24 protein-coding genes are annotated in these 23,675 nt (G+C 62.5%); 20 read left to right on the top strand and 4 right to left on the bottom strand.

The window, feature by feature from the left end:
- Window positions 1-87 precede the first annotated feature (87 nt).
- The 8 genes from E4662_RS09915 (at window position 88) to E4662_RS09880 (ending at window position 9,367) form a co-directional block, all read left to right on the top strand.
- Window positions 88-1,119, top strand: coding sequence for a glycosyltransferase family 2 protein (locus E4662_RS09915; RefSeq protein WP_136441378.1), 1,032 nt, complete (start codon window positions 88-90; stop codon window positions 1,117-1,119).
- Window positions 1,116-1,754, top strand: a complete 639-nt coding sequence (locus E4662_RS09910) for a sulfotransferase family protein (RefSeq protein WP_136441377.1) — start codon at window positions 1,116-1,118, stop codon at window positions 1,752-1,754. Before E4662_RS09915 ends, E4662_RS09910 begins: the two co-directional genes overlap by 4 nt.
- Complete coding sequence (locus E4662_RS09905) at window positions 1,754-4,090, top strand: glycosyltransferase family 2 protein (RefSeq protein WP_136441376.1); 2,337 nt, start codon at window positions 1,754-1,756, stop codon at window positions 4,088-4,090. Before E4662_RS09910 ends, E4662_RS09905 begins: the two co-directional genes overlap by 1 nt.
- Window positions 4,091-4,792: an FkbM family methyltransferase gene (locus E4662_RS09900; RefSeq protein ID WP_136441375.1), complete on the top strand. Its 702-nt coding sequence runs from the start codon at window positions 4,091-4,093 to the stop codon at window positions 4,790-4,792.
- A gap of 1 nt (window position 4,793) precedes the next feature.
- Window positions 4,794-5,834, top strand: coding sequence for a glycosyltransferase family 2 protein (locus tag E4662_RS09895; protein WP_136441374.1), 1,041 nt, complete (start codon window positions 4,794-4,796; stop codon window positions 5,832-5,834).
- Between the two features lie 109 nt (window positions 5,835-5,943).
- On the top strand, window positions 5,944-6,870 hold the full coding sequence (locus tag E4662_RS09890; RefSeq protein WP_136441373.1) for a phosphoadenosine phosphosulfate reductase: 927 nt from the start codon (window positions 5,944-5,946) through the stop codon (window positions 6,868-6,870).
- A 146-nt stretch (window positions 6,871-7,016) separates the two neighbouring features.
- Window positions 7,017-7,688 (top strand): orotate phosphoribosyltransferase, encoded by a 672-nt coding sequence (locus tag E4662_RS09885; protein WP_136441372.1) that lies wholly within the window; start codon window positions 7,017-7,019, stop codon window positions 7,686-7,688.
- A 194-nt stretch (window positions 7,689-7,882) separates the two neighbouring features.
- Window positions 7,883-9,367, top strand: coding sequence for a replicative DNA helicase (locus E4662_RS09880; protein WP_136441371.1), 1,485 nt, complete (start codon window positions 7,883-7,885; stop codon window positions 9,365-9,367).
- A gap of 275 nt (window positions 9,368-9,642) precedes the next feature.
- Here E4662_RS09880 and E4662_RS09875 read toward each other — a convergent pair whose 3' ends face one another.
- Genes E4662_RS09875 through cobT form a run of 3 tightly spaced genes read right to left on the bottom strand, consistent with a single transcriptional unit; the run spans window position 9,643 to window position 11,902 of the window.
- Window positions 9,643-10,146, bottom strand: coding sequence for a histidine phosphatase family protein (locus E4662_RS09875; RefSeq protein WP_168797950.1), 504 nt, complete (start codon window positions 10,144-10,146; stop codon window positions 9,643-9,645).
- Window positions 10,137-10,904 carry an adenosylcobinamide-GDP ribazoletransferase gene (locus tag E4662_RS09870; RefSeq protein ID WP_136441369.1) on the bottom strand — a complete coding sequence of 256 codons (768 nt, stop codon included), beginning with the start codon at window positions 10,902-10,904 and terminating at the stop codon, window positions 10,137-10,139. Before E4662_RS09870 ends, E4662_RS09875 begins: the two co-directional genes overlap by 10 nt.
- Window positions 10,901-11,902, bottom strand: coding sequence for a nicotinate-nucleotide--dimethylbenzimidazole phosphoribosyltransferase (gene cobT / locus E4662_RS09865; protein ID WP_136441368.1), 1,002 nt, complete (start codon window positions 11,900-11,902; stop codon window positions 10,901-10,903). Before cobT ends, E4662_RS09870 begins: the two co-directional genes overlap by 4 nt.
- Window positions 11,903-12,029: 127 nt before the next feature.
- Between cobT and alr the strand changes: the two genes are divergently transcribed.
- From alr to E4662_RS09825, 8 genes are all read left to right on the top strand, one after another.
- Window positions 12,030-13,067 (top strand): alanine racemase, encoded by a 1,038-nt coding sequence (gene alr, locus E4662_RS09860; RefSeq protein ID WP_136441367.1) that lies wholly within the window; start codon window positions 12,030-12,032, stop codon window positions 13,065-13,067.
- A complete protein-coding gene (locus E4662_RS09855) occupies window positions 13,064-13,846 on the top strand; it encodes an MlaE family ABC transporter permease (RefSeq protein ID WP_136441366.1) in 783 nt (260 codons plus the stop codon). Before alr ends, E4662_RS09855 begins: the two co-directional genes overlap by 4 nt.
- Window positions 13,847-13,907: 61 nt before the next feature.
- Window positions 13,908-14,654: an ABC transporter ATP-binding protein gene (locus E4662_RS09850; protein WP_136441365.1), complete on the top strand. Its 747-nt coding sequence runs from the start codon at window positions 13,908-13,910 to the stop codon at window positions 14,652-14,654.
- Window positions 14,651-15,034: a hypothetical protein gene (locus E4662_RS09845; protein ID WP_136441364.1), complete on the top strand. Its 384-nt coding sequence runs from the start codon at window positions 14,651-14,653 to the stop codon at window positions 15,032-15,034. Before E4662_RS09850 ends, E4662_RS09845 begins: the two co-directional genes overlap by 4 nt.
- Window positions 15,031-15,501 (top strand): paraquat-inducible protein A, encoded by a 471-nt coding sequence (locus tag E4662_RS09840; protein WP_136441363.1) that lies wholly within the window; start codon window positions 15,031-15,033, stop codon window positions 15,499-15,501. Before E4662_RS09845 ends, E4662_RS09840 begins: the two co-directional genes overlap by 4 nt.
- A gap of 96 nt (window positions 15,502-15,597) precedes the next feature.
- Complete coding sequence (locus E4662_RS09835) at window positions 15,598-16,410, top strand: DNA repair protein (protein WP_206080282.1); 813 nt, start codon at window positions 15,598-15,600, stop codon at window positions 16,408-16,410.
- 68 nt (window positions 16,411-16,478) lie between these two features.
- Complete coding sequence (gene radA, locus E4662_RS09830) at window positions 16,479-17,843, top strand: DNA repair protein RadA (RefSeq protein WP_136441362.1); 1,365 nt, start codon at window positions 16,479-16,481, stop codon at window positions 17,841-17,843.
- A 58-nt stretch (window positions 17,844-17,901) separates the two neighbouring features.
- Entirely contained in the window at window positions 17,902-18,495 is a 594-nt protein-coding gene (locus tag E4662_RS09825) for a CvpA family protein (RefSeq protein ID WP_136441361.1), read from the top strand.
- 5 nt (window positions 18,496-18,500) lie between these two features.
- On the opposite strand, the gene E4662_RS09820 is transcribed toward E4662_RS09825, so the two are convergent.
- Window positions 18,501-19,838, bottom strand: coding sequence for a methyl-accepting chemotaxis protein (locus E4662_RS09820; RefSeq protein ID WP_168797949.1), 1,338 nt, complete (start codon window positions 19,836-19,838; stop codon window positions 18,501-18,503).
- A gap of 177 nt (window positions 19,839-20,015) precedes the next feature.
- Between E4662_RS09820 and purF the strand changes: the two genes are divergently transcribed.
- The 4 genes from purF (at window position 20,016) to E4662_RS09800 (ending at window position 23,399) form a co-directional block, all read left to right on the top strand.
- Window positions 20,016-21,500, top strand: a complete 1,485-nt coding sequence (gene purF / locus E4662_RS09815) for an amidophosphoribosyltransferase (protein WP_136441359.1) — start codon at window positions 20,016-20,018, stop codon at window positions 21,498-21,500.
- 172 nt (window positions 21,501-21,672) lie between these two features.
- The gene (locus E4662_RS09810) at window positions 21,673-21,996 is read left to right on the top strand and encodes a hypothetical protein (protein ID WP_136441358.1); all 324 of its coding nucleotides are present in this window, start codon (window positions 21,673-21,675) and stop codon (window positions 21,994-21,996) included.
- Window positions 21,997-22,119: 123 nt separating this feature from the next.
- On the top strand, window positions 22,120-22,581 hold the full coding sequence (locus E4662_RS09805; RefSeq protein ID WP_136441357.1) for a YHS domain-containing (seleno)protein: 462 nt from the start codon (window positions 22,120-22,122) through the stop codon (window positions 22,579-22,581).
- A 155-nt stretch (window positions 22,582-22,736) separates the two neighbouring features.
- Entirely contained in the window at window positions 22,737-23,399 is a 663-nt protein-coding gene (locus tag E4662_RS09800; RefSeq protein WP_136441356.1) for an SDR family NAD(P)-dependent oxidoreductase, read from the top strand.
- Window positions 23,400-23,675 lie beyond the last annotated feature (276 nt).

Below are 23,675 nucleotides of genomic sequence, written 5' to 3'. Positions count from 1 at the left end.
GAGCCAAGAAAAGGCGGGGCAGCACCCCGCATGGCGACCAAATCCGGGGACGAGCAGCATGTCCTTTTCCGCCGCGGGAGCGCCCGAATGCGCATAACCGCCGTGACCTGCGTCAAGAATGAAGGCCCGTTCCTTTTGGAATGGATCGCCTACAATCGCTTGCTCGGCGTGACGGATTTTCTTTTCTATTCAAACGATTGCTCTGACGGGACCGATGCGCTTCTCGATGCTTTGGCAAAGCGCGGAGGGGTTGTGCACCTGCCCAACCCTGCCGAGGGGCGCAATTACCAGATGGAAGCGCTGAAGGACGCTGCCAAGAGGCGCGTGGTCAAACGCGCTGACTGGGTCTGGGTGGCGGATGTGGATGAGTTCCTCAACATTCACGTGCAGGGGCACACGATCCCGGCCCTGATCAAGGCCTGCGGCAATCCGCAAGCGATCAGCGTGACCTTCCAGTTCTTTGCCAATTGCGGGGTGGACGGCTTTGAGGATCGTCCCGTGATCGAGCAATTCACCCGCTCCCACAATCCGGACCTCTGGTGCGATCAATCGGCCATTGAGGTCAAAACTCTCGTGCGCGGCGATTTTCCCCTGCAGTATTTCGGCGCGCACCGCCCGTTTTTCCGCAAGGACCTGCCGCAGGAGGCCATGCCCGATTGGCGGGATGGCTCTGGCCGCCGGGTGCCGCCGAAGTTCCTGACCGCCGCCAATCCGCGCCGCATCCGCAAGTTCCCCGCCCATGGCGCACGGCGTTTTGCGACGCTCAATCACTATGCCCTGCGCTCGCTTGACAGCTATCTGGTGAAGAACGACCGGGGCGATGTGAACCGGGAGAACCGCGCCTTTGACGATGCTTACTGGCGCGAGCGCAACGATGCGGCCTGGGAAGACCTCAGCATTCGGCGCTATTTGCCCGCCCTGCGCGCCTGGATGAGCAAACTGCTGAGTGATCCGGAAATCCGCGCTTTGCACGAGGATTGCGTGGCAAGGCATTTGGCGAAGCGCGACGCGTTGATGGCGCAGCCTGCCTATGCGGCGATGCACGCGCATCTGGGGAACCTGCCCACCATCCCGCCGGCCGAGGCCGCACTCATGGAGGAGTTGGAGATGCAGCCATGAGGCGGGTCAAGCTGGTCAATCTCGGATTGCCCAAATCGGGCACCACCACGCTGGCCGAAGCGCTCACCAAGGGCGGCTGGCGCGCTGCCGATCACAAGGTGCGTCGCATCCATTCGCGCAAGCGCGGGCTGGGCGGCACTTTCATCGCGCGGCAGCTCTACAATGGCTATTTCAACTCCGGCAACCCCTTTGAAACGCTGGATTTATACGATGCTCTGACGGAAATCAGCGTGCTCAAGGCCGACGTCTCTCTCTGGCCGCAATGCGATTACGCGCTGATCAAAGCCATGCGTCTGACCCGCCCCGACATGCTCTTTGTCGCCACGTGGCGGCCCGCGGCGGAACTGTCGGACAGCATGCGGCGCTGGAACAACCTTGGCAAAGATCGCCTGCCTTCGGGCACCCTGCCCGGCCTGCCGCGCGGTTACGGCGAGAGTGATGCAGAGCGCATTCGCTGGATCGAAGGGCATTACGACATGCTGCGCGATCTCTTTGGCGATGATCCGCGTTTTCTGGAACTGCCGGTCGCCGCTGAGGACGCGCGCGAGAGGCTTGCCGCACATATCGGGCTTGATCTGCCGTGGTGGGGCCGCGCGAATGTGAACATCGAAAACCCGGCAGAGGGCGCGGCCTGATGCGGATCATTGTGCATATCGGACCGGACGGGCTGACGGCGGATCGGCTGCAACGCATCATGGACGCCAAGCGCGGGCAATTGGCGCGCAAGGGCGTGCTCTTCCCGCGCAGCCCCGGTGGGCGCAACCACACGCGGCTGTTCATGGCGGTCAGCGATCCCGAGCGGGTCGATGGCTTGCGCGCGGCGCGGGGGTTTGCCTTGCCCGAAAAGCAGGAAAGCCTGCGCGCGGATGTGATTGCCGGGCTGCGCCGGGAGGTCGCGGGCAGCGATGCGGCGTTGATGGTGCTGTCTTGTCATCAGTTTGGCACGGGGCTGATCACGCGATCAGAGTTGCAGAGGTTGAAAGACATCCTCTCGGAATTCTCCAGCGATATCAGCATCCTCGCGCATATTGATGATCCCGCCCGGATGCTGCTGCGGCGCTATGTGGGACAGGTATTTGACGGGCGCAGCAGCGGACCCGAACAGGAACTGCGCCTCGCCGAGGCTGCGGATTTCCGCGCTGCCGCGCTGGAGGCGATGCCGGAAGCGGACCCGGAGGTCAGCGTCTTCCCCGAAGTGCAAGGACCCGCCTTCTGGCTCGATTTCAAAGGGCTTCAGAGCGCTTGGGAAGAGGTTTTCGGCGATGGGGCCGTCCAGTTTCGCAGCATCGATATGGACCGGCTCCATTCGGAACGCGGCACAGAAGAGATTCGCGAGAGTTTTGGCATCGAAAAACGCATCGGCAAGGCCGAGCCGGAAACGCCACCCCTGCTCCCGTCTGCCGCATGGCTGACCCGCTGCCGCCTGTTCAACGGCGCGCTTCTTGCGCTCATTGCCAAGCGCGGGCTGAGTGTCCCGCGCCCGCTCTGGCGCAAGTTCATGAGCGAGTTGAAACAACACGGGGACGCAATCGACACCACCGGCCTCGCGCCGGTTTCCGAGCGTTTTCAAAAAGATATCGCCGATCTTTCTCGCGATCATCCCGGCCTCAATCCCGAACACCTGTCCCCGGCGCCGGCCCCTGGCCCATACACGGAGGGCGACCCGCTCTTTGGCTTTCGTGCCACGCAATATCTCGCGGCGTGGGAGTGGCGTATCAAGCAAGGCGACAAGGAGGCCCGCGCCGCCGCGCCGCCGGATCCACAGACCCTCGGCAAGATTGACGAGGCGCTCAGCCCCGCCGCCCGCGCCCTGCTCCCGCCGCGCGCAAAGCAGACCTACGCCCATATCGCCACTTCGGTTTTTGCCCCGCACAACCGCCTTGGTGCGGTGGATGAGGAGCAGCTTGCCGCCGCCTATCCGGAGGTGACACGGCCTGCGCCCGAGACCGGCACAGGCCGTGTGATCATCGGCTGCATGAAGAATGAAGCACCTTATATCCTTGAATGGGTCGCCTATCATCGCGCCATCGGTGTGGATAATTTCATAATCTATACAAACGATTGCGACGATGGCACCGATGCGCTGCTCAACCGTTTGCAAGCGCTTGGCATCCTTGAGCACCGCGACAACGCCCATTGGACAGGCGGCTCTCCACAGCAGTTTGCGCTGGATATGGCGCAGCAGGAGCCGCTTGTGCAAAACGCCGATTGGCTGATCCATATTGACGTGGATGAGTTCATCAACGTGCGCTGCGGGGATGGCACCCTGGATGCGTTTTTCGCACGCGTGCCGGACGCTTCAAACGTCGCCATGACATGGCGGCTCTTTGGTCATAGCGATGTTACCACGCTGGAGGACGATCTGGTGATCGGTCAGTTCGACCAATGCGCCCCGGCCTATTGCCCCAAGCCGCATACGGTCTGGGGCTTCAAGACCATGTTCCGCAACACCGGCGCCTATCAGAAACTGTCCTGCCACCGCCCGAACAAGCTGACCAAGGGCATGGAATCACAGGTAAAATGGGTGAACGGGAGTGGGCAGGACATGACGCAGGAGGCCATCCGCAATGGCTGGCGCTCGTCCAAGCAATCCATCGGCTATGACCTTTTGCAGCTCAATCATTACGCGCTTCGAAGCGCCGAAAGCTTCCTGATCAAACGCCAGCGCGGCCGGGCTTTGCACGTGGATCGCTCCATCGGGCTGAACTACTGGATCCGCATGGACTGGAGCGGTGCGCGGGACGTGACGATCAAACGCAACATCCCGCGTGTTGAGGCAGAACTGGCGCGGCTGATGGCCGACCCGGAGGTTGCGCGGCTGCACAAAGCAGGCTTTGACTGGCACAAGGCCAAGGCCGCCGAGCTGCGGGAAAATCCCGAATTTGCAGAGCTTTATGCACAGGCCCTCGCCCTGCGCCTCGAGACAACCGAACGGGTGGCCTATGCGCTGTCCCTCGATATGGAGAGTTAGATGGACGGAAATCCAGAGCCGCCGAAGGACCCGTTCCTGCACTCTCGCGGCATGAAAATCCCCAAACATCCGCAGCTGACCACAGGGCGGGTGCGCGGCGCGATCAAGAACGATGAATATGAGCGCAAGGAATGTGATGCGGTGATGCGCGTGGTGCGCCCGCATGACACGGTGCTCGAACTGGGCGGTGGGATTGGCTACATGTCGACGCTTCTGGCGGCGATCAAGAAGGTGCGGCGCGTGGTCAGCTACGAGGCCAACCCGGCGCTGATCCCCTATATCCGCTCGGTTCACGCGGCCAACGAAGTCACCAATGTAGACCTGCGCAACGCGCTTCTGATGCCGCAGGCCGGGCCAAAGCTGCCCTTCTACATCCGCAAGAATTTCCTAGCCTCTTCAATGGATAACAGCGTGGACGTGGCGGATATCACGGACACGGCGCAGATCGAACAGCATGGCATTGCGGAGGTTCTTGAGGCCGAGAAACCCTCTGTTCTGGTCTGCGATATCGAAGGCGCGGAGGAGACTCTGCTCCCCGCCGGGGATTGGTCAAACCTGCGCTGCGCGATCATCGAATTGCACCCGCAATGGATCGGCCCCAAGGGCGTGCGCGCGGTGTTTGACGCCATGCACGCGGGCGGGCTGACCTATTTCGCCAAGGCCTCCGAAGGCAAGGTGGTGTGTTTCCGGCGGGAGTGGTGAGGTGAAGATCACCGCCGTCCTGTGCGTGCGTAATGAAGGCGCGTTCTTGATCGACTGGCTTGCGCATCACCTTGCCTGCGGTGTCACCCACGTGGTGGCCCTTTCGAACGACTGTCAGGACGGCACGGACGCAATGCTGGACCGTTTGGCCGAGATTGCCCCGCTGACCCATATTCGCAACGATGGGCCTTATGATCAGGGCGGCATCCAGTTTACCGGTTTGAAACTGGCTGACAAAACAGACGCGGTGCGGGAGGCGGACTGGCTGCTTGCGCTCGATATTGATGAGTTTGTCAACGTGCATGTGGGCGCGCGCACCCTGCCTGATCTGATCACCGCCATGCCCGAAGCCACGGCAATGACCCTGACATGGCGGCTGTTTGGCAACGACGGGGTGGTGTCCTTTGCTGACAAGCCGATCCCGGAGGTCTTCACCAAAGCCGCGCCCGAGGTCATGCATTGGCCGTGGCGCGCGGCCATGTTCAAGACGCTTTACCGCAACGATGGCACCTACCGCAAACTTGGCGTGCACCGCCCGCGCAGCCCGGACAAGGCGCGCCTGGCCGAGGCCGCTTGGGTCGATGGCAATGGGGAGCGCCTGCCCGAACCCTTTCTGGCCAAACGGATTTTTTCCAACTTCGGCCGCCCGATGTACGGGATGGCGCAGCTCAACCACTACCCTCTGGGCGCGATGGAAAGCTATGTCCTCAAGGCGGATCGGGGCCGCGCCGTGCATGCGGAGCACACGCTTGGGCTCGACTACTGGACCGAGCGCAACTGGTGCCTTGAGGAAGATCGCAGCATTCTGGCCCTGTCGGATGCGACCCGCGCGCAGCGTGTGCGGCTGATGAAGGACGCCAAACTCGCAGGCCTGCACCAAAAGGCTGTGGAGTGGCGCAAGGATCGGTTTGATGCGCTCATGCTGCAAGAGCCTTACCGCGCGCTGTTTGCCCGGCTCTTGATGGCCCCGCCCGCACGCCCGGTCAGCCGGGAAGCGGCAAATTTGCTCAAGAGCTACGCCTTGCGCGATCCGAACCGCTGAACGCCCGCAATTTTTCCCGCATTTTGCACAATTTGGCCTGAAACCCGAGGCATTGTTTCCGACAAACCATGCCGCTACAGGTGTGGATCAGAGGATCGTGCAGAGTACCATGTCTGAATCTCAAAGCAATTTTCCGCCGGATCTGACCGGCCTGTCCCGTGGCGATTGGTTCGGGGCGCTTCGCAAGATTGGCAAGGACACGGGCTTTGCAGAACCGCTGGGGCGGTTGCACGCGGGTATCTTTGTCGAAGATGGCGATACGCTGCTTGTCACCTTCGAGACGATCCCCGGCATCGAAGCCCTGTCCAAGACACGCACGCCTTTCGGTTTTGAAATGACCGGAGCCTTGGGATGGTCGTCGCTGTCAATGCTGGCTCATCGCGACACATGGTTCCGCGATCCAAGCGTATTCGCCTTTTTCGATCAGCTGACCGACGATGGCTTTTTCGACGACTTTGAAACCGTCATTTTCTACGGCGCGGGGCCTTGTGGCTACGCCGCGGGCGCGTTTTCCGTGGCCACGCCGGGCGCACGCGTGCTGATGCTGCAACCCCAAGCCACGCTGGATCCGCGCGTGACCGAATGGGACGATCGCTTCGCCGAACTGCGTCGCCTGAACTTCACTTCCCGCTATGGTTATGCGCCGGACATGGTTGAAGCCGCAGAAAAAGCCTTTGTCCTTTACGATCCGCGCGAGCGGCTGGACGCGATGCATTCCGCGCTCTTCACCCGCAAAAATGTCACGCGATTCCGCATGCCTTTCATGGGGAGCGCCTTGCAGAGCGATCTGATGACGCTCGGCCTGCTGCCGCAGATCCTTGAAGCGGTCGAACGCGATACGCTTGATACCGAACGATTTGCTGCGTTGATGCGCGCGCGGCGCGATTACCCGCCGTATTTGCGCAAATTGCTGGCCAATCTGGACGCGGAAGAGCGCCCGGATCTGGCCCGTATGCTCTGCGCCAATGTGGTCGGACGCATGCACGCGCCGCGATTCCGCCGCAGGCTTGCTCAGCTTGACGGCGAAGGCGGGTAATCGAAGACATTTCGCAGCTTTTGGTGGCGACAAAAATTTTGCTGGGACAAAATTTTAGGATTGGGGGCCTGCCCCCGCCCTTGCAGGGCTCCCCCGGGATATTTACAGCACAAAGAAACCCAAGACGCTTTGTGAAAGGACCGGCCATGATCCCCTCGAGTTACCCCTCTGCCGAAGAAATGGCGCGCTTGACCGCCCGGATGCTCTGGGAGATCGAAGCTGTGAACTTCATGAAGGACGAACCCTTCAAACTGGCCTCCGGCCAGCTGTCCCCGGTCTATATCGATTGCCGCAAGCTGATCTCCTTCCCGCGCATCCGCTCCACGCTGATGGACTTCCTGACAGTTACCGTGATGCGCAACGCCGGGTTCGAGGCGTTTGACAACATCGCGGGCGGCGAGACGGCGGGCATTCCCTTTGCCGCGCTGGTGGCCGAGCGCATGGCGCTGCCAATGACCTATGTGCGCAAAAAGCCCAAGGGTTACGGGAAAAACGCGCGCATCGAAGGGGCGATGAGCGAAGGCGAGCGGGTGCTTCTGGTCGAGGATCTGACCACCGACGGCGGCTCCAAGCTATCCTTTGTTGACGCTATCCGCGACACCGGCGCGAGTTGTGCCCATACGGCGGTGATCTTCTACTACGGCATCTTCCCCGAGACGATCAAAACACTGGGCGATCACGGCGTCAGCCTGCATCACCTGTGCACCTGGTGGGAGGTTCTGGCCGAAGCGCCGGAAGAACACGCCGGGGTTCTGGGCGAGGTCGAGTCGTTCCTCAAGGACCCGCACGGCTGGCGCGCCGCACAGGCGCAGAAATAAGCGAAACAGAATATTTCCAGCGTGGCCTTCGGGTCACGCGTGGCCGAACATCGACTAAATGTTGACGGTTCGGCCCGGGAAATGCCAATATCCTGTATGTCGGATAGGCCCACAGCTTATCCCCAGAAACATACAATTTGCCCCGAGCCCGCGGTCTGGAGTAGGCCACGGTCCGAGCACTTGGGGGAGTGGACATGAACGAAATAACAACAATCAATCCAACAGGTGTGCAGGTCGAAGCGGCGGAAACCATGCCGCATTCCATCGAAGCCGAGCAGCAGCTTCTGGGCGCGATCCTGACCAACAATGACATCTATGACCGCGTGGCCTCGGTCATTTCCGCCAAGCATTTCTACGATCCGGTGCACAGCCGAATCTATGAGGTTGCCGCCGCGCGCATTGCCAAGAACAATCTCGCCTCCCCTGTGACGCTCAAGGCCTTCATGGAAGATGACGAGGGTCTGAAAGAGTTGGGCGGGCCTGCCTATCTGGCGCGTCTCGCGGCCAGCGCGGTCAGCAGCTTTGCGGTGCGCGACTATGCGCAGATGATCTATGATCTGGCCATTCGCCGCGATCTCATTGGGCTGGGCCGGGAAATTTCCGACAAGGCGGCCAAGGTCGATGTCGCCTCCGAACCGCGTGAGCAGATCGTCGAGGCAGAGCAAAAGCTCTACAAGCTGGCCGAGCAGGGCCAGACAGAGAGTGGCTTCCAGTCGTTCCTCAAGGCCGTCACCGAAGCGGTCAACGTGGCCAACGCCGCCTATCAGCGCGATGGCGGCATGGCGGGGATTTCGACCGGTCTGATCGACATGGACAAGAAGCTCGGCGGGCTTCACCCCTCTGACTTGCTGATCCTCGCGGGCCGTCCTTCGATGGGCAAGACCTCACTTGCGACCAACCTCGCCTTCAACATCGCCAAAGCCTACAAGAAAGGCACCATGCCCGATGGCTCCAGCGGGGCAACCGAAGGCGGCGTTGTGGGCTTTTTCTCTCTTGAGATGAGCGCCGAGCAGCTGGCGTCGCGTATCCTTGCCGAAGCCTCCGAGATTTCCTCGCACAAGATTCGTCAGGGTGACATGGACGAGGGCGAATTCCGCCGTTTCGTGGATGCGGCCAAGGAACTTGAGGCCTGCCCGCTCTACATCGACGACACGCCGGCGCTTCCGATCAGCCAGGTCGCCGCTCGGGCGCGGCGTTTGAAGCGGACGCATGGGCTGGATCTGATCATCGTCGACTACCTGCAGCTTCTGCGCGGCACTGCCGAAAACAGGGTTCAGGAAATCGCTGAGATTTCCATGGGTCTCAAGGCCATCGCCAAGGAACTCAACATCCCGGTGATCGCTTTGTCCCAGCTGTCGCGTCAGGTGGAAAGCCGCGAGGATAAACGTCCACAGCTCTCGGACCTGCGGGAATCGGGTTCGATCGAGCAGGATGCGGACGTGGTCATGTTCGTGTTCCGCGAAGAGTATTATGTGGAGCGGGAAAAGCCCGGCGACCACGAGTTGGACAAGATGGCCGAATGGCAGGACCGCATGTCGCGCCTGCATGGCAAGGCCGAGGTGATCATCGGCAAGCAGCGTCACGGTCCGATTGGCACGGTGGAACTGTCCTTCGAAAGCCAGTTCACGCGGTTTGGCAACCTCGCCAAGCCCTGGCAACAGGACGGCGGCGAGTTCTGAGGGTATCGTGGCCTGAAGCGGCCGTTCATCTCACCCCAGGCGCGGAATCAAGGCCGCAGGCCGCCGCGCCTATTGACGGGCCGTCCCCACGGCACGGCGATTGGGTTGTCGAAATGAACCACATGGGCCTAGCGCGCCAGTGGCAGGTATAAATCAAGGGGATCTGAGGGTGGATCGCCGTACCACGGCCCGTCAATAGGCGGAGCTTGCTCTCTGACGATAAGGTCCCGGATTAAGTCCCGGACGGGATTGGCTCAATGACCGCCAAAAACCCTTCAAACCCGCACCATTCCGCCAAAAGGCAGGCGGGCGTTCCACCCGTCCGCATCTCCGCGTTCCACCAGCGCGGCTTTGATACAGCCCATATGCGTCACGATCAGCGCACCGTCCGGCGCGGCGGCAAGACCTTGCCGCACACGCGTGTGTAACGCCGCAACGCTTTCGCCACCATGTCCGGCGTAGTCATGAAAATCGGCGGCCCAGGCGTCCAACTCCGCGCGCGGAAGATCAGACCACCCCTGCCCCTCCCAAACGCCAAAATCCATTTCACGCCAATCAGTTGAGACAAGAACCTCACGCGACAGGTGAAGCCCGATCCGCTCCGCGAGCCGCCTGCACCGCAGCAAAGGCGAGCAAACAATCGCCGCAACATCCGGCAATTCGGACAGAACCGCCTCAGCCTCCTGCTCAAAGCTTTCTGCCAGGTCCAGATCGGTGACCCCATAACACACCCCCGCCGCGACCTGCGGCGTGGTGTGGCGCAGCAAGGTCAGAGCCACACAGACACCGCCAGAAGCGCGCCCAGTTCGGCCAGTTGCTGTGTGCCGCCAAGGCAATCACCGGTGTAACCGCCCAGTTTGCGCAGATAAATCGCCCGGAAAATCTGACCCAAAGCCGTGCTGCCGGCAAAGATCACAAAAGTTGCGACCCACCCGAGCCACAGCCCGGTCAGAAACAGAACCAGCACCGCCGAGATGATCCCTACCCGATACCCTTCGGGCGTCACCGTCGGCACGGTGAATTTCGCGCCTTTGTCGCGGGCATAGTCCGTGGTCGCAATCACATGCACCACCGCCATGCGGCTGACCGTATGGTTTGCGATCAACACCAGCCCCGCCGTCCAGACGGGCAACGCCATCAGAAGGCTCGCCTTGAGCCCAAGCGCCAGCAACAGTGCAACCGAGCCATAGGTACCGATCCGGGAATCGCGCATGATTTCCAGCGACCGCTCCCGCGTCAGCCCGCCGCCCAAACCGTCAAGCGAGTCCGCCAGTCCGTCTTCGTGGAAAGCCCCCGTCGCCAGAATCGTCGCGGCCATCGACAAAACCACCGCCGCGCCCTGCGGCAAGGCCAGGCTGGACAGCCAGAGTACCAGAGCCCCGATCCCGCCGATCAGAGCGCCCACCGCCGGGTAATACTTCGTCGCCCGGATCAGAAGATCGTCGGAAAACTCCAGATCGCGCGGCACCGGCAGGCGGGTCAGAAACTGGACCGCCAACAGGAACAGGGTTTTCTCCAGTCGAAGATCGAGCCTCATTCCGCCTCCGACACCCCGGCCTCCGCAAAGGACGCCATGTCGTTCAGCATGGCGACAGACGCCCGCACCAAGGGCCAGGCCAGCGCCGCACCGGTGCCCTCACCCAGCCGCATATCCAATTGCAACAAGGGCTTGGCCCCCATCGTATCAAGCACAACCCGATGCCCCGGCTCGCCGGACAAATGGCAGAAAACCATGGCGTCGCGGGCCTTCGGCTCGATCCGCGCGGCCGCCAGCGCCGCAACCGAGGCGATATAGCCGTCGACCAGCACCATGCGCTGCGCCTCCGCCGCGCCAAGCATCGCCCCCGCCATCATGGCAATCTCGAAGCCGCCGAACTCCGCCAAGGCCTCCATCGGGCCAAGCTGGGCAGAAACCCGCGCGCTGGCGCGGCTGAGTGTCTCGTGTTTGCGGATCAGCCCATCGTCATCCATACCGGTGCCGCGCCCGACCAGCGATGTCAGCGGCGCTTCGGTCAGCCGGTGCGCGACCAGAGCCGCCGCCGAGGTATTGCCGATGCCCATCTCGCCAAAGGCGCAGGCGTTCCAGTCGCCTTCCGCCCCGATCTCGCGCCCGATAGACAAGGCCTTTTCACATGTGTCCACGCGCATGGCCGGGCCAATCAGGCTGTTTCCGGTGCCCTCGCCCAACGGCTCATCGCGCACCTGCGGCATATCAAACCGTCCGCCCACGACCCCGGCATTGACCACCGTCAGATCAAGCCCGTTTGTCCGGGCAAACACATTGGCCGCCGCCCCGCCACCCGCGAAGTTCAGCACCATCTGCCGCGTCACTTCGACCGGATAAGCCGAGACGCCAGAGCGGGCAATGCCATGATCACCGGCGAAAATCACCAGCCGCGCACGCTCCATCACCGGATCCAGCCGCCCCTGCAGACGGGCCACCTTGGCCGCGAGGATCTCGATCTGGCCCAAGGCCCCCAAGGGCTTGGTTTTGCCGTCAATCTTGGCGCTGAGCTGCTGTTCAAACTCTGTCATGCCCAATCCCTAACGCCGGGCAAAGGTGCCCACAAGAGAGCATAAAGCCCCGGACTGACGATTTCGCAGAAGCACCCGGCGCATTTCCCCCTTGACGCGGCGGCGCTCCATGACAAACAGGGAGGCCATGGCACAAGCACGTCTTACAATCGATCTCGGCGCCCTGTGCGCCAACTGGAGCGCCCTTGCGGGCAAAAGCCGCGCGGAGACCGGCGCGGTGGTCAAGGCCAACGCCTACGGACTGGGTATCGACGCCATCGCCCCGGCGCTGGCACAGGCCGGCGCGCGGCGGTTCTTTGTGGCCGTGGCCGAAGAAGGCGCGGCCCTGCGCCGTGTGCTTGGTCCCGGCCCCGAGATCAACGTCTTTTCCGGCCATATGGCAGGCGATGCGGCGCTGATCCGCGAGGCCGGTCTGACCCCGATGATCAACTCCATCGACCAGATGCTGCGCCATGTGGAAAGCCTTCCGGGCCATCCGTTCGGCATTCAGCTTGACAGCGGCATGAACCGGCTCGGCATGGAACCCGCCGAATGGAGCGCCCTGCGTGACATCGCGCTGGCGCAAAACCCGACGCTGCTGATGAGCCATCTGGCCTGCGCCGATGAGCCAACCCACGCGATGAACCCGCGGCAATTGGGGGCATTCCGCGCCATGACCGATGGTCTTGATGTGCCGCGCGCACTCTCGGCGACCGGCGGCATTCTGCTGGGGCCGGAGTATCACTTCGACGTCACCCGCCCCGGCATCGGCCTCTATGGCGGGCTGCCCTTTGTTGATGCGCGCCCCGTCGTCACCCTTTCGATCCCCGTCATCCAGGTGCGCGAGATCGAGCCGGGCGAAACCGTTGGCTATGGCAACAGCTTCACTGCGCCTGCCCCAATGCGCGTTGCCACCATCGCCAGCGGCTATGCGGACGGCATCTTGCGCGCCATGGGGCCCAACGCGCAGCTCTGGGCGGGCGAGACCCGCTGCAAGGTTCTGGGCCGCATTTCCATGGACCTGATCGGCGTCGATGTGACAGCCCTCGATCATGAACCGGACGCGCTGGAACTGCTGGGCCAGCACCAATCTGTCGACACGGTCGCGGAGTGGGCCGGAACCATCGGCTACGAAATCCTGACCTCGCTTGGCAACCGCTACGCCCGCGAGTACGTGGGCGCATGATCCTGCTCTCGCCCCTTGGTGCATTGGGCCGCACCAGCCTCGGCTTTCTGGCCAGCATCGGCCGTGTCGCGCTCTTTGCGCTCGCCACCCTGCGCCACATGGTCAGCCCGCCCTTCTATGGCCGCGAATTTGCCGTTGCTCTTCTGAACATCGGCTGGCTCTCCCTGCCCGTGGTCGGCCTCACCGCCATCTTCACCGGCGCGGCGCTCGCCTTGCAGATCTACGCCGGCGGCGCGCGCTTCAACGCCGAAGCGGTGGTGCCACAGATCGTCGCCATCGGCATGGTGCGCGAACTTGGACCCGTCCTCGTCGGCCTGATGATCGCGGCCCGCGTGACCTCCTCGATCGCCGCCGAGATCGCCACCATGAAGGTGACCGAGCAGATCGACGCGCTTGTCACCCTCTCCACAAACCCGATGAAATACCTCACCGCACCGCGTGTTCTGGCCGCGCTTCTCGTGGTGCCCTGCCTCGTGGGCGTGGGTGATATCATCGGCATCTTCGGCGGCTATGCCGTCGCCACCGGCTCGCTCGGCTTCAACGCTGCCGCCTATATCAAGAACACCGTGGATTTCCTCGAGCCGCTCGACATCATCTCAAGCCTCGTCAAAGGCTGCGTCTTCGGCGGCATCGCGGCGCTCATGGGCTGCTACTACGGCATGAACTCGGGCCGCGGCGCGCAAGGCGTGGGCCGCGCCACCAAAGGCTCGGTCGAAGCCGCCGCCGTCCTCATCCTCGCCGCCAACTTCCTGCTGACAGGGATATTCTTCTCGCTATGACCCCCTGTTTCTTCTCTGTCCAAATATCCATGTCTCCGGCTGCCCCGGGCGAGGCGCTAACATGATCGCGCTTTCGGACGTCCATAAAACCTTCGGCAGCAACGCCGTACTCAAAGGCGTGAACCTGACGATTGAATCGGGCACCTCCATGGTGATCATCGGCGGCTCCGGCACCGGCAAATCCGTGCTGCTGAAGTCCGTCCTTGGCCTTGTTCATCCGGATTCAGGCCTGATCACCCTTGACGGCAAAGACGTGACCAAAGGGGACCGGGACGCGTTCCTCGCCCGCTTTGGCATGCTCTTTCAGGGCGGCGCGCTGTTTGACTCGCTGACCGTCTGGCAAAATGTCGCCTTTCGTCTTTTGCGCGGCTCGCTCAAGCGCCCCAAATCCGAGGCGCGCGAGATTGCCATCGAAAAACTGCGCCGCGTCGGCCTCAAACCCGATGTGGCGGACCGTTTCCCGGCGGAATTGTCGGGCGGCATGCAAAAACGCGTCGGCCTTGCCCGTGCCATCGCCGCCGAGCCCGAAATCATATTCTTTGATGAGCCGACAACCGGGCTTGACCCGATCATGTCCGGTGTCATCAATGATCTGATCCGGGAAATCGTTGTTGAGATGGGCGCAACCGCCATGACCATCACCCATGACATGACCTCCGTGCGCGCCATCGCCGATCACGTGGCCATGCTGCACGGTGGCGTGATCCAATGGACTGGCCCCGTGAAAGACATGGACCAATCCGGCGATCCCTATCTCGACCAATTCATCGCAGGCCGCGCGGAAGGCCCGATCGAGGCCGTCAGATGAGTTTTCTTGAACCCGATCCCGTGCTCCTTTGGGCGATCTTCTTCAACAAGTTCGTCTATCTGGAAATCCTCGCAGGGCTCGCTTTGGTGCGCGTGATCCTCGGCCATGGACCCGGCCGATGGCCCGCCCTCATCGCGCTCCTTCTGGCGCTTGCCGCGCTGGCGACGATCTTTGCCCCGGCTGTCGGCCTCAACTCCGGCCCGCTTTACGTGCAGGCCGACAGTCTGATGCGCCACGGCGGCGGGTTGACCGCGCTGCTTGTGCCTTCGGCTTTCCTGGCCCTTTCCGGGTTCATCAAGACGGCCAAGACCCATTGGCTCGACGCCATTCACTTCCTCATGCTTGCCGTTCTGTTTGGATTGACCTGGTACGCCGCATGATCCGCTGGGCGAACCTCGCGCTGCTGATCCTCTATCCCATCGCCTGGGTCGCGCCGCTCCTGCGCGCGGGACTGCTGCCGCTGTTTTCCCTGAGCGAGATTTCCGTCCTCTCCGGCCTTCAAAGCCTGTGGGAAAGCGACATTTTCCTTGCGCTGGTAGTCACCGTTTTTGCGCTGTTTGCGCCCATGTTGAAAACACTGGGCCTTGCCCTGATCCAGTTTCACCTGCTGGACCGCCGCGCACTCTGGGCCGTCAATCTGCTGGGAAAGTTTGCCATGGCGGACATCTTTTTGATCGCCGTCTACATCACCTTGGCCAAGGGCATGGGTGTCGGGCGGGTCGAAACAGCCTGGGGCCTCTACCTCTTTACGGGCTGCATCCTCGCCTCTGTTTTGCTGGGTGTTCTGGAGAGCCGCAAGGGTGCCAATCCCGAGCAAATGAGCCCGCCTCAAACACCTTTGGGGTGAAAACCGCGCCACAATTCCCTTTGTGAATCCTTAACGTCGGCATAAACTTGCCGATGCGACAATTTTTATATTGGATTTTACAGGAGTTAGCCAGCCATGCCCCAACAGCTCCGGGACATCGCGATTGTGATTCGCATGGTCCTGCAACGGCTGGCTTTCGCTCTGATCGTCGCCGCCGCCCTCGGCCTGCTTGGCTATACCGCTGCCGCCGCGATGAACTATGCCCCCTGGCTCACGCTCTCGCTGACCTTTGGCGAGGCCTCCTACCCGCAGGCCGGGATGATGGTGCAGATCGGCCTCACCGCTCTGGCGGTGCTGCTTTGCTTCTTCCTGCCGTCCAACGCCCGGATCATGGCGCTCGAAAACTCGCATCGCCAGTTCTTCATGAACCAGAAAGACGTGGCCCGCGCCTATGCACTGGCCCATCGCAAGGACCGCGAAGAGACCTTTCAGATGAAAGGCGAGTTCGATTCCATCCGGGAGCGCATCGCCTTCCTGCGCGACCACCCGGATCTGGCCGATCTTGAGCCGTCGATCCTAGAACTGGCCTCCCAGATGAGCCATGTCAGCCACGAACTGGCGGAAACCTATTCGGATCGCAACCTCACCCGCGCCCGCGATTTCCTGATCGCGCGCCAGCAGGAGATCGACCTTTTCAACCAGCGCATCGACCGCGCCAAGGCCATGGCGGTCGACATTCGCCGCTGGACCGAGCAGGTCGAAATGGAAGAGAGCATCGCCAAGGCGCAGCTCGAACGGTTGCGCGACGAGTTGCACGGATTGCTGCCGGAACTCAGTGCTGACGACCCGGAACCGATGGCCAATGCCCCCGGCGAAGACGCGCCCGCCACGTCCGGGCCAAACTCGCCGGAGAACACCGTGACCTATTGGGACCGCGCAGCGGAGTAGCCCCATTGGCCTTGCCCGCGCTTTGCGGCATAACGCTCTGACGTCTCGCTCAGAACTCCGGATCCCCCATGGCCAAACCGACCCTGACCTTTGTCTGCCAATCCTGTGGCGCAGCCTTCTCCAAATGGTCGGGCCGCTGCGATTCCTGCGGCGAATGGAACACCATTCAGGAAGAGAAACCGCTCTCCGAAGGGCCGGGCAAACAGAGCCTGTCCGCGCGCGGCCGGGCCGTTCCCCTGACCGATTTGGCCACACAGGAAGCCCCGCCGCCGCGCACCGCCTCGACGCTCTCCGAACTGGATCGCGTGCTGGGCGGCGGGCTTGTCCCGGCAAGCGCCGTGCTGGTCGGCGGCGATCCGGGCATCGGCAAATCGACGCTTCTTTTGCAGGCCGCAGCCGCCTTCGCCAAAGCCGGGCTCAAGGTCATCTATATCTCCGGCGAAGAGGCCAGCGCTCAGGTCCGTTTGCGCGCACAGCGCCTTGGCCTCGCCCAGGCCAGTGTCAAACTCGCGGCCGAGACCAACCTGCGCGACATCCTCACCACGCTTGATCAGGAGCGCCCGGACCTTGCCATTGTCGACTCGATCCAGACCATGTGGTCCGACACGGTCGGCAGCGCCCCCGGCTCCGTCAGCCAGGTCCGAGCCGCCGCCCATGAGCTCACGTCGTTTGCCAAGAAACGCGGCAGCGCGGTGATCATGGTCGGCCATGTGACCAAGGATGGACAGATCGCCGGGCCTCGGGTTGTCGAACATATGGTCGACACCGTGCTCTATTTCGAAGGCGAGCGAGGCCATCAGTTCCGCATCCTGCGCTCGGTCAAGAACCGCTTTGGTCCCGCTGACGAGATCGGCGTGTTCGAGATGACTGGCTCCGGCCTTGCGGAGGTGGTGAACCCCTCCGCCCTCTTCCTATCTGAGCGCGGCACCCCTGCCCCCGGCTCCGTCGTGTTCTCCGGCATCGAAGGCACGCGACCCGTTCTTGTCGAACTGCAGGCGCTTGTCGCGCCTTCCCCGCACAGCCAGCCCCGACGCAGTGTCGTGGGCTGGGATGGTTCGCGTCTGGCGATGATTCTCGCCGTGCTCGAATCGCGCTGCGGCATCCCGTTTGCCGGGCTGGACGTCTATCTTAACGTAGCGGGAGGCATGAAAATCAGCGAACCGGCTGCGGATCTGGCTGTGGCCGCTGCGCTACTATCCGCCCGCGAAGACACCGCTTTGCCCGCAGAAACCGTGGTTTTTGGCGAAATCAGCCTCTCCGGCGCGCTCCGGCCGGTGGGTCAAACCGAAAACAGGTTGAAAGAAGCCCAAAAACTTGGTTTCTCCACGGCGATCTTGCCCAAAGGCGGCAAGGCGGCCTCGAACAAGGCGATGACCCTGTCCCGCATGGAGGACCTCACCACATTTGTCGGCGAGGTCTTCGGCGCCGGGTGATCCCACGTCGCGCCGCGTGTGGTAACAACGAACAAGAGCAAAGGGACGGGCAGAGGATATGGAAGGTTTCACGATCATCGACGGCGCGGTCGCCGGCATCATCGTCCTGTCGGCCCTCTTGGCCTATTCACGCGGGCTGGTGCGCGAGACCATGGCGATTGCCGGCTGGGTTGTTGCAGCGATCCTCGCCTTCATGTTCGCGGCGCAGGTTCAGCCTCTGGTCAAAGAAGCGCCGGTCATCGGCGAATTCCTCTCCGGAAACGGAGGTTGCGAATTGTCTGTGGTCGTAGCCTTTGCCGCCGTGTTCACCGTGGCACTGGTCATCACCTCGCTGTTCACGCCGCTGTTTTCCTCGCTGATCCAGCGCTCCGCACTGGGCGGGCTGGATCAGGCGCTCGGCTTCTTCTTTGGCGTGGCCCGCGGCATCCTGCTCGTGGCGATTGCCTTCTTCGTTTATGAAACCGTGATCACCGCTCAGGACATCCCGATGATCGACGACTCGCGCTCTGCGGCGGTTTTCTCCCGCTTCACCGACCGCGTCGAAGACCAGAACCCGGAGCAGGCGCTTGGCTGGATCACCGGCCAGTACGAGCAGCTCGTGGGCGTCTGCGCCGCGCCCGATGGCACGGACACCGCCGGCTCCGATACCTGATCAGCTTATCCGGCCCGTTTCTCCGTCTCGGGTTGGTCGGATGTTGTAAACGCTCCAACCATGGACCGAATATCGTCCGTGACCTCCCGAAGACGCTTGGCCGCCTCCTTGGACAACTCTGTCTGGTTGCTTGTCCGGTCCGCCGAATCCGACAGGCTCCGAACCAGACCGGCCAGAACCGCCTGGGCCTGTGACAGCTCTTTGGCCTGACGGTCCGTGATGTCGGTCACGCCAGAGATTTGCCGGGACGCCGAGCCGAGGCTTTCGGACAGATCCTTGAGCCGCTTGTCACCGCGTTCGACGCAGGCGACCACCTCTTTGACCCGGTCCGCCATGCCGGAAATCCGGCCCGCGATTTCACCGGAGGCTTCGGCCGCCTGACTGGCCAGACCGCGAATTTCCGCGGCAACAACAGAGAACCCCGCCCCCGCAGGCCCGGCGCGCGCCGCCTCGATCCCGGCGTTGAGCGCCAGCAGGGATGTCTGGAACGAGACGGAATCGATCAACCGGTTCACCTCGATCATCGCCTCTGCCTGATCGTGCATGGACAGCGCCGCCTCGCTGGCGCGGCGCATTTCGACAGTGCCCTCCTCCGCCAGCGTTGTGCTGCGGGAAATCATGTCCAGATTGTCGCGCATTTCAGAGGCAATTTCCGCCTGGGCGCTGTCCGCATCCATCATTTCCTGACGTGCGGTTTCGCATGTTTCCACCTGCTTGCGCATATCCTTGGTCAGCCGGTCGTTGCGCAAAATGGATTCGCGCGCGTCATCGCCGAGGTAGTCCATCGTACCCAGCGTGCCGCGCGCCACGTTCGAAAGCGCCGCCATCGCATCGTTGAACGATCCGGCGATCCCTTCGAATCCTTCCACGTCCGGCAAATCGAGCGTCTGATCCAGCCGCCCCTGCCCCAATCCAACAAGGGCCGCGCGCATCCTGTCGTTGGCGATCTTGCTTTGCGTCACGTCACGGGAAATCTGCATGAACCGCTGCGTCTGCCCGTCCTTGTTCAACACCGGCGCAATGGTCGAGGTGAGCCAGCGAATCTCGCCGCCCTTGGTCTTGAGCTTCAGAACCCCCGAGAACGTCTGATCCTCTTCGAGGATCTTCCACGGTTGCCCGGCCTCACGGCCATCATCACCTTCTGCGCCTTCGCAGACGAGGCCCCGGTCCTGTCCGCTGAGTTCCTCAAGCGTATAACCCGACACCGCAAGGAAGTTGGCATTGGCCCAGTTGATCTTGCCCTCGGGGCTGAACTCGACCCGGCACATGGTTGTATCGATCATCCGCATGATCGCGCCAAAGTTTTGCGGTCCTTCAGGAATTTCGCGCTTACGGAGAAACATCGCACCCTCACTGCTCATTTGTTCCCCTGCGTAGGGCAAAAATCTTTCGAAAAGCTTGGCAGGACAGCACGGATTTCCGACAAATTGTGATCGTTTCGTGACAGTCGCGCTCTGAGGCTTTATGTGGGGGCCAACCCGCACAAACAGGATTCGGAGCGCCACTTGTCCGACCGCTTTATGCCCCCCGCCCATCCCTTTGATTTCGATTACGCACGCGATGATGATTGCGGCGACACGCTGCATGAAGAATGCGGTGTGTTCGGTGTTGTCGGGGTCACGGATGCCGCGAATTTTGTCGCCCTTGGCCTGCACGCCTTGCAGCACCGTGGACAAGAGGCTGGCGGCATTGTCTGCCACCACCCCGATCACGGTTTCAACTCCGCCCGCCGCTTTGGCTACGTGCGCGACAACTTCACCAAGCAGTCCCTGATGGAAACCCTGCCCGGCCCGCTCGCCATCGGGCATGTGCGCTACTCCACCGCCGGCTCCAAAGGCCAGACCGCGATCCGTGACGTGCAGCCGTTCTTCGGCGAGTTCTCCATGGGCGGCGCGGCGATTGCGCACAACGGCAACATCACCAACGCTGATGCCCTGCGCAAGGAACTGATCGAGCGCGGCTCGATCTTCCAGTCTTCCTCGGACAGCGAATGTATCATCCACCTGATGGCCCGCTCGCTGCAACGCACCATTCCCGAACGCATGGAAGATGCCCTGCGCCGGGTCGAAGGCGCGTTCTCCGTGGTCGCCATGACCCGCACCAAGCTGATCGGTGTGCGTGACCCGCTGGGCGTGCGCCCGCTGGTGCTTGGCAAGATCGGCGATGGCTATGCGCTGTCGTCCGAGACCTGTGCGCTCGACATCATCGGCGCGGAGTTTGTGCGCGAGATCGAACCGGGCGAGATGATCGTCATCACCGACAAGGGCGAGATCGAAAGCACCCAGCCCTTCCGCCCGCGCCCCTCGCGCTTCTGCATCTTTGAACACGTCTATTTCTCCCGCCCGGACAGCATCATCGGCGGGCGCTCCGTCTATGAAACCCGCCGTCAGATCGGTGTGGAACTGGCCCGTGAGACCCCGGTTGAGGCCGATCTGGTCTGTCCTGTGCCGGACAGCGGCACACCTGCGGCCATTGGCTACAGCCAGGAAAGCGGCATTCCCTATGCCATGGGGATCATCCGCAACCAGTACATGGGCCGGACTTTCATCGAGCCGACCGAGCAGATCCGCAACATGGGTGTGCGCCTAAAGCTCAACGTCAACCGCGCCCTGATCAGGGACAAGCGGGTGATCCTGGTGGACGACTCGGTGGTGCGCGGCACCACCTCGCGCAAGATCAAGGAGATGATCCTTGATGCGGGCGCGAAGGAAGTGCACTTCCGCATCGCCTCCCCGCCGACAGCCTGGCCCTGCTTTTACGGCGTCGACACGCCGCAGCGCGAAAAGCTTTTGGCGGCAACCATGTCCGAAGAGGAAATGCGCGAACATCTGGGCGTCGACTCGCTCAAGTTCATCTCTCTCGATGGCCTCTACCGCGCCGTGGGCGAAGCCGAAGGCCGCAAGGCCGACTGCCCGCAGTATTGTGATGCCTGTTTCTCGGGTGAATATCCGGTGGAACCGGCGGATATGATCGAGAAGGGCTTTGTGATGAAGGCGGCTGAGTAGCCACGACAGTCGCTCTGCGGATTTTCGCCGGGGCTTTGACCAAACAGGCAGAGGGGCGCTCACATCCGGGGGCCCCTCTTCTGCCTTTCGGCATGGCGCGGTAACAGCCCGCCGTCCTGCCGAGCACCAATGCCTCGGCCGATGTCCTTGTAACAGATCGGGCCGACCCCTCATGACCCTGACCAGATCCCTGCGCCCGAAGCCGCGCCCTGAAACGCCGTCTTTCAAGGCACAGCGCAGCCGCGTTGTCCCTTCCGCGCCAACGCCTCGAAGCGTGCGCAGCCATGCGACGCAGGAAACCACCTTGCCGCGCTTTGAACCTGTGCTGCTCGGGGTCTTTGGACAGGAAAACGCGCAGCGCGCGCTGGTCCGACTGCCGGATGGGCATGTCGCGGAGTTGATCGTGGGCAGCCGCCTCGGGGCGCAGCAGGTGATTGGCGTGATGCCGGATGCGCTGATCCTGTCAAACTCGACACGGCTGCATATGCCACGCTGATTCCGAAATGTTACAGAGCGCTCACGCGCGGCGCAGGTCCGGTCACGAGGCGGCGAGGCCGGGTTTCATGGCGGCGCGCCTTGTCCCATCTTCGGTCTATCACCACAGCCGGAGACTTGACCCATGACCACCCTCACCCGCCGCCACGCCCTTGGCCTCGCCCTCGCGGCCCCTGCCCTGATGCTGGCCGCGCGCCCTGTTTTGGCTGGCGAGCCGAAGACTTATCAGGAAAGCGGCGTCGCCATCGACGGCTCTGACGCCGTGGCCTATTTCGACAACAAGGGTCCGGTTGCGGGCAGCGCAGCCCACAGCGTGGACTGGAACGGAGCCACGTGGCATTTTGTCAGTGCCGAAAACGCCGCCCTGTTCAAGGCGAACCCGGAAGCCTACGCTCCGCAATTCGGCGGCTATTGCGCCTATGCGGCCTCGCTCGGCTATCTTGCCCCGACCCAGCCGGAGGCCTGGACGATCTACGAGGGTAAACTGTACCTCAACGCAAACCTGCGTGCCCGCGAGCTTTGGCTCAAGGACGTGCCGGGCAACATCGCCAAGGGCGAGGTGAACTGGCCGGGTATTCTCGGATAGGGCAAAGCCGGGCCGGGAAAATTTTTCGGTGAAAATTTTCTTTTGGGGCGCTGCCCCGCCGCAGCAGGGCTGCGTCCCCCCGAGGTATTTTCCTGCCCAAAGAAGCCAGGGCGGTAGCGCTTGACCTTGGCCGCGTTCCGCCGCAAAGGAAGGGCATGACCAAGCTTGCTCTTATCACTGGCGCTTCGCGCGGCCTTGGCTTTGCCCTCGCCGAGGCGCTTGCGCCCGATTATCACATCATCGCCGTTGCCCGCACCGTTGGCGGTCTTGAGGATCTGGATGACCGGATCAAGGCAAAAGGCGGCGAGGCGACCCTCGCCCCCATGGACATCACCAATCGCGACGCCATGGCGCATCTGTGCCGGTCGATCCATGACCGCTGGGGGCCGGGCGATGAGGCGGGTGGTGTTCTGGCGCTCTGGGCGCATACCGCCATTCATGCTGCCCCGCTGACTCCCGCCGATCACATGGATCCGAAGGACTGGCAGAAGTCCTTGTCGATCAACGTTGATGCCATGGGGCATATGATCCCATTTGTTGCGCCTTTGCTCGGGACCGATGGGCAGGCGCTGTTTTTTGACGACCCGCATGGCGGCGAGAAGTTCTTTGGCCATTACGGGACGACTAAGGCGGCGCAGATCGCGCTGGCGCGTAGCTGGCAGGCGGAGACGGTTACGACCGGACCGAAGGTTCAGGTGCTTGAGCCACGCCCGCTGGCCACTGCTACTCGCGCACGGTTTCACCCCGGAGAGGATCGGGAGCCGCTGATCAAACCGGCGGATGAGGCGGCGCGGTTGTTGGGTCGCCTTGGGGTGTAGTGGCGCGAGGCCTGTTTTGGCCTTGATCAGTCATTGAGTTCACCCCGTCCCTGACTTGATCAGGAACCTCAGGGTTAGAGCACAAGCCGCGCCATCATGCTGGAAGCATGTCTCCGACATGACGGGCCGTGGTCCGGCGATCCAACCGTTGATCCTCTCGATTTATTCCTGTCACTGGTGCGCTAGGCCGGTGCAGTTCCCAGCATCAACCCAATCGCCGTGCCGTGGGGACGGCCCGTCGATAGGCGCGGCGGCCTGCGGCCTTGATTCCGCGCC

The organism is Pacificoceanicola onchidii, assembly GCF_004804335.1.
In the GTDB taxonomy this organism is placed as follows: Bacteria; Pseudomonadota; Alphaproteobacteria; order Rhodobacterales; family Rhodobacteraceae; genus Pacificoceanicola; species Pacificoceanicola onchidii.
The sequence above is the reverse complement of the archived record's forward strand: the minus strand, read 5'-3'. Positions and strand labels throughout refer to the sequence as shown.